This is a genomic window from Anaerotalea alkaliphila, from assembly GCF_010179735.1.
Classification (GTDB): domain Bacteria; phylum Bacillota; class Clostridia; order Lachnospirales; family Vallitaleaceae; genus Anaerotalea; species Anaerotalea alkaliphila.
Genome location: NZ_JAAEEH010000037.1, coordinates 1 through 16,046, shown reverse-complemented (window position 1 = coordinate 16,046; position 16,046 = coordinate 1). Strand labels below are relative to the sequence as shown.

Sequence of the window (16,046 nt, the reverse complement as noted above, 5' to 3'; positions counted from 1 at the left end):
CAGTGTTCTTTTCATCTGCAGTTCTTACAGACACCTTTCAGATAGATCTGCCGGTCTGTGATGAGGAAGCCTTCCAAGGCTTCCAGTTCTTCATAGGCCTCCTTGGGGGGCAGGAAATCATAGATCCTTCCGCACACCTCGCATTTGAAATGCCCGTGCCGCCGTTCGTACAGGTCGTAGCGCATCTCGTTTCCGTCGATGCTGATCGCCTGGACCACCCCTTTCTCTATGAAGGTGTTCAGGGAATTGTAGACCGTCGTCTTCGACAGGGTGGGGATTTCCTTGATCAAATCCCGGTAGATGTTTTCAACCGTCGGGTGCTCCTTGTTGTTCATCAAATACTCATAAACCTTGATCCGTTGGAATGAAGGCTTGACCCCCTTCTCATGCAGAAATCCGCCAATCTGGTCTGTATTCATGAAACCGCACCCTTTCCTCCGGTCGATTATTCGACAACCTCGAATTCATCCTTGCCTACGCCGCAGATCGGGCAGACCCAGTCGTCCGGAATGTCTTCAAAAGCCGTGCCCGGGGCAATGCCGCCGTCCGGATCACCCACCTCGGGATCGTATACGTACTGACAAACCATGCATACATACTTTTTCATGCTTGCTCCTCCTGTCTCATGGAGAGACTTGTCTCTCGTCCCCAGCCAATCTTGTAATGATTACAACTCAAGAATAGCACAGCAAAAGCCCATCTGTCAAGAGCGCAGGCATTGACAATTAAAAACCCCTATGGTATCTTTATTTTGTAATGATTTCAATATGAAGCTTTCCTGTAATTTGAGAAAGTCATTGGCCCATGGCAGCGTCCATGCCGGTGTACATTCATCCGATAAACGAGGAGGAAACATCATGAAAACCATAGAATTGAAGAAAGGCGTCTCCTGGATCGGGGTCCAGGACCACGATTTGCGCGTGTTCGACGTCATCATGCTCACGGAATTCGGAACGTCCTACAATTCCTATCTGGTGGAGGGAACGGAGAAGACGGCCCTGGTGGAGACCGTAAAGCTGAAGTTCTGGGACGCCTATCTGGAGAAGCTGAAGCAGACCACCGACTTGAAGAAGATCGACTATCTGGTGGTGAACCATACGGAGCCCGACCACGTGGGGTCCGTGGAGAAGCTGTTGGAGCTGATCCCGGATGTGACCATCGTGGGTTCCGCCGCCGCCATCAAGTTCCTGAAGGGCATCGCCAACAAGGAGTTCAAATCCATGGTCGTCACCGGTCCCGAGTCCCTGGACCTGGGGGGAAAGACCCTGAAGTTCATCCAGGCCCCCTTCCTCCACTGGCCGGATTCCATCTACACCTACCTGGAGGAGGACAAGACCCTCTTCACCTGCGACTCCTTCGGCGCCCACTACGCCTTCGACGGCGTGCTCCTTTCCAAACTGGAGGACAGGACGGGCTACCACAAGGCGCTGCGCTACTATTTCGACATGATTTTCGGGCCCTTCAAGCCCTACATGCTGGCCGCCATCGAGAAGATCCAGAACCTGGACCTGGACCTGATCTGCACCGGGCACGGTCCCGTGCTGGATGTGGACCCCATGGAGATCGTGGAACTGAGCAGGCAGTGGGCCACCGAGGAGAACCCCAACCCCAGACCCAGCATCGTGGTCCCCTACGTTTCCGCCTACGGCTATACGGAAATGATGGCCAAGGAAATCCGGCGGGCCATTGCGGAATCCTACCCCGGAAAGGTGGACGTCCACCTCTACGACCTGGTGACCGCGGACATGGGCGAGGTCATGGACAGGATCTATTGGGCGGACGGACTCCTGTTCGGCTCCCCCACCATCAACAGCGATGTCCTGCCTCCCATCTGGAACCTCCTGGTGTCCCTGAACCCCATCGTCCATGGGAAAAAACACGCCAGCGCCTTCGGTTCCTACGGTTGGAGCGGCGAGGCCGTGAAGAACATCGAGGCCCGACTGAAGCAGCTCCGCTTCAAGGTCACCCCCGGACTCAAGATCGTGTTCAAGCCCAACCCCGAAGAACTGCTGGAAACCTACCGTTTCGGCCAGGACTTCGCAAAGACGTTGCTGGACGATTTGGCATAGAAGAACGGAGGCTCCCGCCTCCGTTCTTCCAGTTCATAAGGATTTCTTCCAATGATAAGCAAAACAACACCCCCCGAACGATTTAGGATCTTGGTCCGCAAGTGAGGGGGGTGTTGTTTTGCGTTTCTTTACTTCAGGACTTTCGTTTCCTTGAACAGCCCTTCCGCCTTCCGGATGGCGGTTTCGTTGCCGACCACGCAGAGGACCGGTTCGGCGAAGGCTTTCTCGAACCATTCGGCGAAGCCCTGGAGGGTACCCTGGGTGGTGGAAAGGATTTCCCGGCGCTCCTTGGCCAGGAGTTCCATCGTTTTTCCGGAGAGATGGAGGGCCAGGGCCTTCTCCCCTTCCAGGGAGGGGGTCAGGGGATGGTCCACGGCGCTGATGGTGCCCAGGATGTACTTGGTGGTCTCCCGGTCGTCCAGCTTCAGGTTCCGCAGGTAGTCGGGGATCCTGCCGTAGGTTTCCAGGGTCTTCTCCAGGTTGGGGTCCCTGTAGGAGACCATGTACATGTCCCCGTTCTGCTTGAAGCCGCACATGGCCCCGTAGGCCCCTCCCTGGACCCGGATCTGGTTCCAGAGGTAGTCCAGCCCCAGGATGGTCTGCAGCACCCGCAGGCCCCCGTGGTACTGGTAGCCGTGGCTCTTGAAGTCCCCCACCTGGGCCACATACTGGACCTTGGAAGCCGTCTTGAAGCCTTCGTTCCTGACCTGGAGCAGGGCGGGAAGGTCCAGCCCCTTCCCTTCCCGGGGCGCCTTCTCCGGGAGCCTGTCCAGGAAGGCCTTCAGCGCCGGTTCCACCTTGGCCTGGGCCTCCTCCTCCAGGGTCAGGGCCGCCACCATGCCCTTGCGCACGAAGAGGCCTTTTGCCGTCTCCTCCAGGCGGGCCTGGAGGGCGGGGGCCTGCTCTTCGTAGGCGGCCAGCCAGCCTCCCAGCTGTTCGTAGTAGGAGATGCCTTTCATCTGTTCGATCCGCCAGGCGGCTTCCGAGACATAGCTCTCCGCCCGGATCAGGGCGGTGGTGTGGCCGCTGCTGGTGAGCCCGGACTGGAGCCGGGATTTGGACTCGGCCAGCAGCTCCTGGATCCGACCGTGGTCCGAGAGGTCGGTCCTAAAGAGGATTTCCTCCACAAGCTCCAGGAGCTTGTCCATTTTGTCCACGAAGGCCTTCCCCTCCAGGGCCAGGATGGACCTGCAGGGCTTGCCGGGCTCCTGGGTGACGACGCTGTAGACGTTGGTGGAAAGGGAAATCCCTCCCGTATGCAGGTTGACCTCATCGGAAAGGTCGCTGTAATGCCTTTGGTCCGTGCTCACCTTGCCCAGGAGCTTGGTCAGCAGGGCGGCGTAGGGCAGGTCCCGGGCCTCCAGGTGTCCCATGTCGAAGGCCAGGTCCAGGTACACGATCCCGTTGGAGTCCGCATGGTGGACCAGGACCTGGGCGCCTGCGTGGTCCTCCACCTGGTAGGTGAAGGGCGCGGGATCCAGGGGAATGTCCGCCCGGGTCAGGAGGGGGATCTTCTCCACATCCTCCGGCCGCTCCTCCCGGGTCTGGTATTCCGCAAGCTCCCGGGTCCTGCGCACCAGCGCCCGGACCTCCTCCTCGTCCAGGCCTTCCTTGTAGGCCGCCAGCAGGGTCCTTGTCTCCTCCTCCTTCCTGGCCAGGAGGGTCGGGTCGGGTTCCAGGACCAGGAGGGTGGCGTGGTTGTTGTCCAGCAGGTATTTGCGGATCAGGCTGTAGAGGAAGCCCTCCGGGATGGACTTGCGGATGCTGCCGAAAATCTTGTCCAGCTCGAAATGCAGGAAGGGGGATTCCCCATGGAGCCAGGAGTCCAGCGCCTTGATGGCGTAGACCACGCCTTTGGGGGACCGGCCGAAGTCCGCTTCCCTTACCCTGAACTCGAAATGGTTCAGGGCGGATTCGATCTTCTTGGGGCTGATCCCTTCCTCCAGCACCTTCTCCAGCACCTGCCGGATGATGGACAGGAAGGCGTCCTTCTGGCTGCCTTTGGCATCCTTGGCCACGATGCTGAAGGTGGGCTGGAGGATGCCGTCGTCGTAAGCGCCGAACACGTCGGATCCGATGCCCGCGTCGATCAGCGCCTGCTTCAGGGGGGCGCCGGGCACGTCCAGCAGCAGGTGCTCCAGGATCTCCATCCCCAGGACCTCCTCCGTGTGGAGGGTGTTGCCCGCCACGAAGTTCAGGCTCAGGAAGGTCTTGTCCTCCCCGTCCTCCTCCTCGGAGACGGGATAGTGCTCCACGATCTCCCGGAGGCCTTCGAAGGCCGCCTGGCTGCCCAGCTCCGCGTCCACCTCCCGGGCCTCATAGTCCTGCAGGTACTCCCTGTCCAACCACTCCAGCTTCTCCTCCACGTCCACATCCCCGTAGAAATAGATGTAGCTGTTGGAGGGGTGGTAATAGGTCCGGTGGTATTCCAGGAAGTCCTCCTGGGTCAGTCGGGTGATCTGGTCCGGGTCCCCCCCGGACTCGTTCCCGTAGGCCGTATCCGGAAAAAGGCTCTGCTGGATCTTGCGGAAGAGCACCTGTTCCGGAGAGGAGAAAGCCCCCTTCATCTCGTTGTAGACCACCCCCTTGTAGGTGACCTCCCCCTCTTCGGAGTCCAGCTCGTGGTGCCAGCCCTCCTGGGCCAGGATCTTGTCGTTGGCGTAAATGTTGGGATGGAGCACGGCGTCCATGTACACGTCCGCCAGGTTCCGCAGGTCCTGCTGGTTGCAGCTGGCCACCGGATAGACGGTCTTGTCCGGATAGGTCATGGCGTTGAGGAAGGTGTTCAGGGAGCCTTTGGCCAGCTCCACGAAGGGGTCCTTCACGGGATACTTCCTGGATCCGCAGAGGACGGAGTGCTCCAGGATGTGGGGGAGCCCCGTGTCGTCCAGGGGGGGGGTCTTGAAGGCGATGGAAAAGGTCCTGTTCTCGTCCTTGTTCAGCAGGAAGGCCACTTGGGCCCCGGATTTGCCATGTCTGTATAAAAGGCCTTTGGAATGGATGTCCAAAAGCTCCCGTTCTTCAATCAACTGGTATTTGTCCATATGAACTACCTCTTCTTTCTTCGCATCTTTCTTTGCATGCGTGATGCATCGTCCCTCTACTATACAATCCTTTCCCCGATTTTGCAACGGGTTTGGTTTGCGGGTGGTACGCGGGGACGGTTCTTCCGTACCAGTCCGGACTGGTACGGAAGAACCGTCCCCGCGTACCACCCCATTCAAAAAGACCCGGCCCCTCCCCAAAAGGAGGTGCCGGGTCTTTTTGAATGGGCTTTCCTGAAGCCTAGTGCCTGAAGTGGCGCATGCCGGTGAAGACCATGGCGATTCCGTATTTGTTGCAGGTGTCGATGGAGTCCTGGTCCTTCATGGATCCGCCGGGCTGGATGATGGCGGTGATGCCGGCGGCTGCTGCCGCCTCCACGCAGTCCGGGAAGGGGAAGAAGGCGTCGGAGGCCAGGGCGGCCCCTTTCAGCACGTCGGCCCCCAGGGCTTCCACCGCATGCTCGATTGCCTGGTTGCAGGCCCAGATCCTGTTCACCTGTCCGGGACCCACGCCCAGGGACTGCTTGTCCTTGCCGATGGCGATGCCGTTGGACTTGGCGTACTTCACGATCTTCCAGGCGAAGAGCAGGTCCTCCATCTCCTTTTCCGTGGGCTGGCGGTCGGTGACCACCTTCAGCTCGCCTTCGGCCAGCAGGGCGTTGTCGATGGTCTGCACCAGCAGGCCGCCTCCCACCTTCTTCAGGTCGTAGGCTGTGTCGGGTTGCTTCACGGTGATGTCCGCCAGGGAAAGGATCCGGATGTTCTTCTTCTTTTTCAGGACCTCCAGGGCCTGGGGCTGGTAGGAGGGGGCCACGACGATCTCCACGAAGATTTTGTTGATCTCCTCAGCGGTGGCCACGTCCACCTCCCTGTTGGCGACCACGATGCCGCCGAAGATGGATTTGGGGTCGGAGGTGTAGGCCTTCACATAGGCCTCATGGATGGTGTCCGCACTGCCCACGCCGCAGGGGTTGGCGTGCTTGCAGGCCACCACCGCGGGCTGGTCGAATTCCTTCAGGAGCTCCAGGGCCCCGTTGGTGTCGTTGATGTTGTTGAAGGAGAGCTCCTTCCCGTGGAGCTGGACCGCGGAGGCCAGGGTCCCCTTGGGATGGACGATCTCCTTGTAGAAAGCGGCCTGCTGGTGGGGATTCTCCCCGTAGCGCATGTCCTGGACCTTCTCGAAGGTCATGGTGACGACTTCCGGCAGGACTTCCGCATTCCGCTGCTTGCGCATGTAGTCCGCGATCATGGCGTCGTAGCTGGCGGTGTGCTCGAACACCTTGGAACTCAGGTAGAAGTTGGTGGTCTTGGAGACTTTTCCCACTTCCCTCAACTCCACCAGGACCTTCTCATAATCCCTGGGATCGATGATGACGGACACGTCCTGGTAGTTCTTGGCGGCGGAACGGAGCATGGTGGGACCGCCGATGTCTATGTTCTCGATGGCCTCCTCCAGCTCCACCCCTTCCTTCAGGATGGTCTGCTTGAAGGGGTACAGGTTCACCACCACCAGGTCGATGGTCTCCACGCCCAGCTTCGCGATCTGCTCCATGTGCTCCGGATTGCTCCGCATGGCCAGGATCCCCGCATGGATGTGGGGGTCCAGGGTCTTGACCCTGCCGTCCAGGCACTCGGGGAAGCCGGTGACCTCGGAGATGCCGATGACGGGGATGCCGGCGTCCGTCAACGCGGAGGCGGTGCCTCCCGTGGAGATGATCTCCACGCCCAGTTCCTGCAGCTGCTTGGCAAAGTCCACAATGCCCGTTTTGTCCGATACGCTGATCAATGCTCTCATAATATGAAGCTCCTTTTCATGGATTGCTGTTTACAAGCTGGTGTGGTAGGTTCGGTTGACCACTTCCAGCTGCTGTTCCCTGCTGAGACGGTTGAAGTTGACGGCGTAGCCGGAGACCCGGACCGTCAGGTTGGGATATTTCTCCGGATGCTCCATGGCGTCCAGGAGATGTTCCCGGGTGAATACGTTCACGTTCATGTGGTGTCCCTTCTGGCTGAAATAGCCGTCCAGGATGGCCGCCAGGTTGTCCAGCCTGGCCTCCTCCCTGCCCAGGGTGGCCGGCTGGATGGAGAAGGTGCAGGACACCCCGTCCCTGCAGCAGTCGTAGGGGATCTTGGCCACGGAGGCCAGGGAGGCCAGGGCCCCCTTGGTGTCCCGATGGTGCATGGGATTGGCTCCGGGGGCGAAGGGCTCCCCCGCCTTCCTCCCGTCGGGGGTGGAGCCTGTCTTCTTCCCGTAGACCACGTTGGAGGTGATGGTCAGGACCGAAAGGGTGTGGACGGCATTCCTGTAGAGGGGATGCTTTTGCAGCTCCTCCAGGAAGTCCCGGACCAGCTCCGCCGCCATGCCGTCCACCCGGTCGTCGTTGTTCCCGTACATGGGGAACTCCCCCTCCACCCGGAAGTCCACGATGATCCCCCGTTCGTCCTTCACCGGGGTCACCCGGGCGTACCGGATGGCGCTGAGGGAATCCGCGGTGACCGAGAGTCCCGCGATGCCGAAGGCCATGAGCCGCTCCACCTGGGTGTTGTGGAGGGCCATCTGGGTCTTCTCGTAGGCGTATTTGTCGTGCATGTAATGGATCACGTTCATGGTGTCCGCATACAGCCGGGCCAGCCAGGAGAGGTAAGTCCTGAAGCGCTCCCTGACCTCCCCGTAGTCCAGGGGCTTCTCATCCACAGGCTCCATCCGGGGGCCCATGGGGCATCCGTAGATCTCGTCCCGTCCCCCGTTCAGGGCCAGCAGCAGGATCTTGGGCATGTTGCACCGGGCCCCGAAGAACTGCATCTGCTCCCCGATCCGCATGGCGGATACGCAGCAGGCGATGCCGTAGTCGTCCCCGTAGAGGGGCCGCATGAGGTCGTCGTTCTCGTACTGGACGGAATCCGTCTCGATGGAAATCCGGGCGCAGAAGCGCTTGAATCCCACGGGCAGATGCTCGGACCAGAGGACCGTCAGGTTGGGCTCCGGGGCCGGGTCCAGGTTGTCCAGGGTGTGCAGGATCCTAAAGGAGGTCCTGGTCACCAGGGTCCGTCCGTCCATCCCCATGCCTCCGATGGCTTCCGTGACCCAGTTGGGGTCCCCGGCGAAGAGGTCGTTGTATTCCGCGGTGCGGAGCTGCCGGACCATCCGAAGCTTCAGCACGAAGTCGTCGATGAGCTCCTGGGCCTTTTCCTCGTCCAGGACGCCTTGGTCCATGTCCCGCTGGAGGTAGATGTCCAGGAAGGTGCCCACCCGCCCCAGGGACATGGCCGCCCCGTTCTGCTCCTTGACGGAGGCCAGGTAGGCGTAGTAGGTCCATTGGATGGCTTCCCGGGCGGTGGCGGCCGGCTGGGAGATGTCGTCCCCGTAGAGGGCGGCCATGGACTTCAGCTTGCCCAGGAAGTCGATCTGCCGGTAGACCTCCTCCAGGAGGCGGATGGTCTCCTCGGTCATCCGGCCCTTCTGCAGCAGGGCCTGGTCCCTCCTCTTGGCCTCCACCAGGACGTCGATGCCGTAGAGGGCCACCCGCCGGTAGTCCCCGATGATCCTTCCCCTGCCGTAGGCGTCCGGGAGGCCGGTGATGATCCCCGTCTTCCGGGCGGTCTTCATCTCTTCGGAATAGACCCTAAAGACCCCGTCGTTGTGGGTGGTCCTGAACGCGAATTCCCTCTCGATCTCCGGGTCCATGGTGTAGCCGTAGGATTCGCAGGCTGCCTTGGCCATCCGGATCCCGCCGAAGGGGTTGATGGCCCGCTTCAGGGGTTCGTCGGTCTGGAGGCCCACGATCAGCTCCTTTTCCTTGTCCAGGTATCCCGGGGGGAAGGTCAGGAGGGAGGATACGGTCTTGGTGTCCACGTCCAGCACGCCTCCCTTTTCGATCTCCTTCTGCCGGAGGGCGTCGTACTTCGCCGCCAGTTCCAGGGTCCTGGGGGTGGGGCCCGCCAGGAACTCCTCTCCCCCCTCGTAGGGGCTGTAGTTGGTTTGGATGAAGTCCCGCACGTCGATGGCCGACGTCCATTTGCCTTCCTTGAAATCATGCCATTGCTTGTAATCCATTTCCTACCTCCGTCGATGGTCAGGGCTGGAAAATCCCCTCGGGCGCAGGCGCTGCGGGGGCTTTCCATGAGTACAAAAAGACCGCCCAGGCAGGAAACCTTCACGGTCCATTGCCCAGGCGGTCGGCATAATTCGATTCCCGTACTCCCTGTGGGTACTCCCACTTTCCGCCAGTCATACGGTCTCATAGATGATTCAAGTATACCTTATCCGGAAAAAGTTGGCAAGGGGGAAATTCTCCCTTTCATCCAGGCCAGCAGGTCCTCCATGACCTCCTCCCGGTTGGTCTCGTGGAACATCTCGTGCCGCCCGCCGGGGTACAGCTTCAGGGTGACATCCGAAAAACCCAGCCTTTCGTAGGTCCTGGCCAGCCGCCGCACCCCTTTCCCGAAATCCCCCAGGGGGTCCTTGTCTCCGGACAGGAGCAGCAGGGGCAGCTTCCGGTCCATCTTCCCAAGCTCCTCCCTTTTCCAGAGGCGGACCATTCCCCGAAAAAAAGCGTAGTAGAAGCCGGTGGAACAGATGAAGCCGCAGCCGGGATCCTTCACATAGGCGTCCACCCGGTCCCCGTCCCGGCTGAGCCAGTCGGACTCCGTCCGGTTGGGACTGAACTTCCTGTTGAACCCCTCGAAGAGGAGCCGGTGGAGCAGCCGGGCAGGAGCATGGCGTCCCAGGCGAAGCATCTCTTCCTTTGCAAGCAGGGCGGCCAGAAACATCTGTACGGTGGAGACTTTGCCGGAACCGCTGAGGATGGCCCCCGCCAGACCCTTCCCGGTCCGCTGGAGCTGCCGCTGGACCAGGAAGGAGCCCATGCTGTGTCCCAGGAGGAGGAAGGGAAGGTCCCGATGCCTGTGCCGGATGACCTCCGTCAGGGCCTCCATGTCCTCCACCATCCGGTCGAAACCGGCCTTCCCCGGAAGCTTCCCCAGCCGGTTCCGGTGCCTGGCGGTCTTGCCATGGCCCAGGTGGTCGTTGGTGTAGACCGCAAAGCCGTGTCCGGCCAGGAAGGTCCCCAACTCTGCGTAGCGCATGGCCTTCTCCCCCATGCCGTGGGCGATCTGTACCGCCCCCAGGGTCCTGCTTCCCGGCACCGGCTCCCAGGAATAGGCCTGGATTTTGCCCTTCCCCTTGCCCTGGTACTGGAATTTGGTGAACAGGACGTCCTTTTCTATGATCTCCATACGCCGCCTCCTTCCATTGCATGCCCTTCCCTACCGGTCGTCCTCGTCCACCTCGTAGAGGGGCGCAAGCTCCTCCGCGTCTGCCCCGTCCATGGGCAGGGATTCCACGTCCTTCAGCTTCCGCTGGATGGCCCGGCTCCGGGTGCCCGCCTTGTCGATGACGTTGGCGGCCTCCTGCAGCTTCTTCTTGGTCTTCTCCAGGATCTCCCCGAAAGCCCCGAACTCGGTCTTCACCCGGCCCAGGACCTCCCACACCTCGCTGGACCTTTTTTCGATGGCCAAGGTCCTAAAGCCCATCTGGAGGCTGTTCAGGAAGGCCATCAGGTTGGCGGGGCCCACCACGGTGATCCGCAGGTCCCGCTGTAGGCTCTCGAAGAGCCCCGGCCGGCGGAGGACCTCCGCGTAGAGGCCTTCGGTGGGGACGAACATAAGTGCGAAGTCCGTGGTGGTGGGGGGGTGGATGTACTTGCCCAGGATGTCCCTGGCGTTCTTGCGGACGCTGGCCTCGAACTGGCGCAGGATGGCCTCCAGGGCCGGCCCCGTCTCCCCCCGGTCATAGGCGTCCATGAGCCGCTGGTAGTCCTCCACCGGGAACTTGGAATCGATGGGCAGCAGCAGGGGCCTGCCGTCCATGCCCCCGGGGAGCTTCACCGCATATTCCACCCGCTCCTGGGTGTCCTCCCGGGTGGCGGCGTTGACCAGATACTGGTCCGGTGCCAGGAACTGCTCCAGGATGTTCCCCAGCTGGACCTCCCCCAAGGTGCCCCGGGTCTTCACATTGGAGAGGACCTTCTTCAGGTCCCCCACCCCGGAGGCCAGGTTCTGCATCTCCCCCAGGCCCTGGTGGACCTGGTCCAGGCGCTGGCTGATGCCCTTGAAGGATTCGTTGAAGCGCTTCTCCACGGAGCTCTGGAGCTTCTCGTCCACCGTGCTGCGCATCTCCTCCAGCTTCCGGCCGTTCTCCTCCTGGAGGGCCAGGAGCCTGCGCTCGAAGGTCTCCCGGATCTTCTCCAGCTGCTCCTCGTTTCCCCGGATCAGGCGGTAGAGCTGCTCCCCGATCTCCTCCCGGTTCCCCTGGAAGGCGCTTCCCATCTCCTGCCGGTTCCTTGCGAACTCCTCCCGGGTCTCCCCCTCCAGCCGGTGCAGGTCCCTGAGGATCCGTTCCCCCTGGTTCCTGGAACCCAGGAACACCACCGCCAGCAGGTTCGCCAGCAGCAGGGACACCACCGCGGTTTCAAAAACATGTTCCATCCCAAGCCTTCCTTTCCCATCGCTTCCATGGCGATGCTTCCATTGCATCCATTATACCCTTTGTCCCGCAAAAAGCAAGCCGGAAGGGGGTTCCACAGGCGGATTTCCCTTGCATTTTTCCGGAGGATGGGGTACCATTATCGCATATGAAAGAAAACCATTCTCAACGGATATCGGAGGTGCCTATGACCGTCACGACCTTAAGCAGCAAGGACCTGTACCACGCGTTCGTTTCGGGGGCCCATGCGGTGATCAACCAGCGGCAGCCCCTCAACAGGATCAACGTCTTTCCCGTCCCGGACGGGGACACGGGGACCAACCTGGCGTCCACCATGCACGCCATCATCCACAAGTCCGTCCTCCACGAGAATGCGGCGAAGACCTTCCAGTCCATCGCGGACGCGGCCCTTTCCGGGGCCCGGGGGAATTCCGGGACCATCTTCGCCCAATACCTGAACGGCATCACCCAGGAATTGGAGGAGCAGGAGGAGCTGGAGCTTTCCGCCTTCAGCGCCTCGGTCCGCTCCGCCGTCCCCCACGCCTACCACGCCATCTCCAATCCCGTGGAGGGCACCATGCTGACGGTGATCAAAGACTGGGCCGACGCGGTGTACGCCTACGCCCGGGAGGTCCATGACCTGGTGGAGGTGCTCCGGCGGGCCCTGGAGGACGCCAGGGAATCCCTGCGGACCACTCCGGAAAAACTGGCGGTCCTGAAGGCCAAGTCCGTGGTGGATTCCGGCGCCAAGGGCTTCGTCCACTTCCTGGAGGGCTTCCTGGATTTCCTCCAGTCCGGCGTTGCGGTGGCCGAGGAGGAGGACCTGGCCCCGGACCTGACGGAGGACCTGACGGACGAGGGCTTCGACCTGACCTACCGGTACTGCACGGAGGCCTTCCTCACCGGGGAGGGCATGCCCCTGGACCAGGTGAAGGAGGAGCTGCTCCCCTTCGGGGACTCCCTGATCGTGGCCGGCGGCCCCCGGCAGATGAAGGTCCACATCCACACGGACACCCCCATCCCGGTTTTTGCGAGGCTTCGGCGGCACGGGGCCATCCTGGAGCAGAAGGTGGACGACATGGAGCGGCAACGGCAGGTGGTGAACCACCGGAAGTACGACATCGCCCTGGTGACGGATTCCATCGCGGACATCCCCCAGGAGATCCTGGACAACTACCAGGTGCACCAGGTGCCCCTGCTGGTGTCCATGGAGGGAAGCTCCTACCTGGACAAGCGGACCATCGACTCCCCCACTTTTTACCAGGTGGTGGAAGGGCTGACCGAGTACCCCACCTCCTCCCAGCCCACCAACCGGCAGGTGGAGGACCTCTTCGCCTTCCTCTCCACCCACTACAAGTCGATCCTGGCCATCACCGTGGCCGGGGCCCTGAGCGGCACCTACAACACCTTCGTCCAGGCCGCAGGCAAGTTCGCGGACGGGGAGGTGCCCATCGACGTCATCGACTCCAGGCTGAATTCCGGGGCGGAGGGTCTCCTGGTCCTGAAGGCTGCGGAGGCCATCGACCAGGGGCAATCCCACCGGGAGGTTGTGGACCTGGTCCGGTCCATGATTCCCCGGACCAAGATCTACGTCAGCGTCAGCACCTTGAAGTACATGGTCCTGGGGGGACGGGTGAGCCCCATGAAAGGCCGGCTGGCCAAGGTCCTGAACGTGAAGCCCATCGTCTCCCTGGACGGGGAAGGGAAGGGGGTGGCCTTCGGGAAGGCCTACAGCGACCGGGCCAACGCCAAAAAGATCCGGCAGGTGGTCCAGGAGATCCTGGAACGGGACGGCATCCTGGAGTACAGCCTGGTCCACGGCAGCGCTCCGGAGAAGGCTGCCCGGTTCGAGGAGATGTTCACCGAGCTCATCGGGAAGCCCCCCCGCTTTGTCGCCGAGGTGTCCACCATCATCGCCATGAGCGCGGGGAAGGACTGTGTCGCCATTTCCCTGCTGACCCCCTAGGAGGTTCCCATGAACGTCTATCTGCTTTCCACATCGGTATTGGCCGCGCATTTCCTGGTCTTCTTCCTGGTGGGCCAGGCGAAAAGGAATAACGGGATTGTGGACGTGGGCTGGGGGTTGGGCTACGTCTGGGTGGCCCTGGCCAACTTCCTGGCCACTCCCGCCCCCACCTGGCGGATGGTTGCGGCCACCTTCCTGGTGCTGCTCTGGGGCCTGCGCCTGACCTTCCACCTTTTCCGGCGGAACTGGTCCGCCCCGGAGGATTACCGGTACGTGGCCATGCGCAAGGGCTGGGGGGACCATCCCCACCTGAACGCCTTCTTCCGGGTCTACCTGCTGCAGGGGATCTTCCTCTACCTGGTGGCCCAGCCCATCATGGCCGTCTTCCACTTCGCCCGGGGGGACTGGGGATTCCTGGACTGGGTTGCCCTGGGGGTCTTCGCCGTGGGCTTCTTCTTCGAGGTGGTGGGGGACGCCCAGCTGAAGGCCTTCAAGCGGGACCCCGCCCACAAGGGCCGGATCATGCAGACGGGGCTCTGGGCCTGGACCCGGCACCCCAACTACTTCGGGGAGTCGGTCCTGTGGTGGGGCATCGGACTGCTGGGCTTCTCCGGAAGCGGGAACCCCCTGCTCTTCCTGAGCCCCCTGTTCATCACCCTGCTGCTCCTCTTCGTCTCCGGCGTCCCCCTCCTGGAAAACAAGTACAAGGACAATCCGGAATTCCAGGAATACGCCGCCAGGACCAGCAAGTTTTTCCCCAGGGTGCCAGGCACCGTGAACAAACCGTGAACAAATCGTTTCCTTGACCCCTCCGTGCAGGGGACGATTCGGAGATGTCCGCAAAAAAAGGGCTCCCCGGTGCCAACCGTCATGTTGGAACCGGGGAAGCCCTTTTTTTGTTGCGGGACTTCGTCAGATGAAGATGAACTTCAGCAGGAACAGCAGGGTGAGGACGTACATCAGGGGATGCATCTCCTTGGCCTTGCCTGTGAAGAGGTGGATCACGGTGTAGGAGATCACGCCGAAGGCGATCCCCTCGGAGATGCTGTAGGTGATGGGCATGACCAGGATGGTCAGGAACGCCGGGATGCCCTTGGCGAAGTTGTCCAGGTCCACCTTCAGCACCGATTCCATCATGTAGAATCCCACCACGATCAGGGCCGGGGCCGTGGCGAAGGCGGGAACCGCCATGAAAAGGGGGGCGAAGGGCAGGGCCAGCAGGAACAGGGCCGCGGTGGTCAGGGAGGTGAGGCCCGTCCTTCCGCCGTCCGCCACGCCCGAGGCGCTTTCCACATAGGTGGTCACCGTGGATGTCCCCAGGCTGGCCCCCACCGTGGTGCCGATGGCGTCCGCCAACAGGGCCCTTTTTGCCTTGGGCAGCTTCCCGTCCTTGTCCAGGAAGCCAGCCTTGCTGGAAACCCCGATCAGGGTCCCCAGGGTGTCGAACACGTCCACGAAAAGGAAGGACAGCACCACCGTCCAGAAGCCCAGCTCCACCAGCTTGGTGAAGTCCAACTGGAAGGCGATGGGGGCCAGGCTGGGAACGGTGCCGATGATCTTCTGGGGGATCACGGAGAAGGTGTTCTCCATGTCGGGCACATACCAGCCCCCGAGCTCCGCCAGGATCCCGACGACCCAGGTCCCCAGGATGCCCAGGAGGATGGAGCCCTTCACCTGCTTCACCACCAGGATGGAGGTCAGCAGCACGCCGATGCCGGCGATCACGATGGAGGGCTGGGTCATCTCCTTGCTGATGGTCACCAGCGTGTCCGGGTCCCCCACCACAATTCCCGCATTCACGAAACCAATCAGGGCGATGAAGAGGCCGATTCCCGCGCTCACCGCGTATTTCAGGTCCAGGGGGATGGCGTTGAACATGGCCTCCCGCACGTTGAAGACGGAAAGCAGGAGGAAGATCAGGCCCTCCACGAAAACGGCGGTCAGGGCCACCTGCCAGGAATAGCCCATGCCCAGGACCACGCTGAAGGCGAAGAAGGCGTTCAGCCCCATGCCCGGCGCCAGGGCGAAGGGGTAGTTGGCAAGCAGTGCCATTGCCACGGTGCCCACCACGGAGGCGATGGCGGTGGCGGTGAAGAGGGCCCCCGGGTCCATCCCCGCGGCGGAGAGGATCTGCGGGTTCACGATCAGGATGTAGGCCATGGTCATGAATGTGGTGACCCCGGCCAGCACTTCCGTCCGGACCGTCGTATTGTGTTCCTTCAATTGAAACATCTTCAACATCGTATGTTGCTCCTTTCCAGCTCGCATGTTGCTGGAGCGCCCGGAAAAAAGGGCGGTCCGCATCCCCATTCTAGCAAAGCCGCTCCCTTCCTGTCAAACGGTTCCGGTTTTCCTTCTGTCAAGCGTTTTTGAAAATGTCCCGAAAAACTTATAACATAGGCACCAGCTATTGCTGGTGCTTTTTTGGTCTTGGGCGTGATGCAAGGGAGCGGCATTTATTCCACGGACCTGTTTACAGCGAG

At 61.5% G+C, this 16,046-nt stretch carries 11 protein-coding genes and 1 riboswitch; of the genes, 3 read left to right on the top strand and 8 right to left on the bottom strand.

Going from position 1 to position 16,046, the window contains the following annotated elements:
• Window positions 1-11 precede the first annotated feature (11 nt).
• Both GXN74_RS11640 and rd read right to left on the bottom strand, forming a co-directional pair.
• Window positions 12-419 (bottom strand): Fur family transcriptional regulator, encoded by a 408-nt coding sequence (locus GXN74_RS11640; protein WP_162371115.1) that lies wholly within the window; start codon window positions 417-419, stop codon window positions 12-14.
• Between the two features lie 26 nt (window positions 420-445).
• The gene (gene rd, locus GXN74_RS11635) at window positions 446-607 is read right to left on the bottom strand and encodes a rubredoxin (protein ID WP_162371114.1); all 162 of its coding nucleotides are present in this window, start codon (window positions 605-607) and stop codon (window positions 446-448) included.
• Between the two features lie 250 nt (window positions 608-857).
• Here rd and GXN74_RS11630 point away from each other — a divergent pair, with 250 nt between their 5' ends.
• Complete coding sequence (locus GXN74_RS11630; RefSeq protein WP_162371113.1) at window positions 858-2,069, top strand: FprA family A-type flavoprotein; 1,212 nt, start codon at window positions 858-860, stop codon at window positions 2,067-2,069.
• 128 nt (window positions 2,070-2,197) lie between these two features.
• Here the strand turns inward: GXN74_RS11630 and GXN74_RS11625 are convergent, their stop codons facing one another.
• The 5 genes from GXN74_RS11625 to GXN74_RS11605 form a co-directional block, all read right to left on the bottom strand.
• The gene (locus tag GXN74_RS11625) at window positions 2,198-5,113 is read right to left on the bottom strand and encodes an insulinase family protein (RefSeq protein WP_162371112.1); all 2,916 of its coding nucleotides are present in this window, start codon (window positions 5,111-5,113) and stop codon (window positions 2,198-2,200) included.
• Window positions 5,114-5,354: 241 nt separating this feature from the next.
• A complete protein-coding gene (gene purH, locus GXN74_RS11620; RefSeq protein WP_162371111.1) occupies window positions 5,355-6,908 on the bottom strand; it encodes a bifunctional phosphoribosylaminoimidazolecarboxamide formyltransferase/IMP cyclohydrolase in 1,554 nt (517 codons plus the stop codon).
• Window positions 6,909-6,938: 30 nt separating this feature from the next.
• Window positions 6,939-9,167, bottom strand: coding sequence for a formate C-acetyltransferase (pflB, locus tag GXN74_RS11615; protein ID WP_162371110.1), 2,229 nt, complete (start codon window positions 9,165-9,167; stop codon window positions 6,939-6,941).
• A gap of 105 nt (window positions 9,168-9,272) precedes the next feature.
• Window positions 9,273-9,355: riboswitch (ZMP/ZTP riboswitch) on the bottom strand.
• Between the two features lie 18 nt (window positions 9,356-9,373).
• Window positions 9,374-10,348 (bottom strand): alpha/beta hydrolase, encoded by a 975-nt coding sequence (locus GXN74_RS11610; protein ID WP_162371109.1) that lies wholly within the window; start codon window positions 10,346-10,348, stop codon window positions 9,374-9,376.
• Window positions 10,349-10,378: 30 nt separating this feature from the next.
• Complete coding sequence (locus GXN74_RS11605) at window positions 10,379-11,599, bottom strand: DNA recombination protein RmuC (protein ID WP_212505793.1); 1,221 nt, start codon at window positions 11,597-11,599, stop codon at window positions 10,379-10,381.
• 185 nt (window positions 11,600-11,784) lie between these two features.
• Between GXN74_RS11605 and GXN74_RS11600 the strand changes: the two genes are divergently transcribed.
• Both GXN74_RS11600 and GXN74_RS11595 read left to right on the top strand, forming a co-directional pair.
• Entirely contained in the window at window positions 11,785-13,563 is a 1,779-nt protein-coding gene (locus tag GXN74_RS11600) for a DAK2 domain-containing protein (protein ID WP_162371107.1), read from the top strand.
• Between the two features lie 9 nt (window positions 13,564-13,572).
• Entirely contained in the window at window positions 13,573-14,352 is a 780-nt protein-coding gene (locus GXN74_RS11595; protein ID WP_162371106.1) for a DUF1295 domain-containing protein, read from the top strand.
• 123 nt (window positions 14,353-14,475) lie between these two features.
• Here the strand turns inward: GXN74_RS11595 and GXN74_RS11590 are convergent, their stop codons facing one another.
• Window positions 14,476-15,804 (bottom strand): NCS2 family permease, encoded by a 1,329-nt coding sequence (locus GXN74_RS11590; RefSeq protein WP_162371105.1) that lies wholly within the window; start codon window positions 15,802-15,804, stop codon window positions 14,476-14,478.
• Window positions 15,805-16,046: the final 242 nt, after the last annotated feature.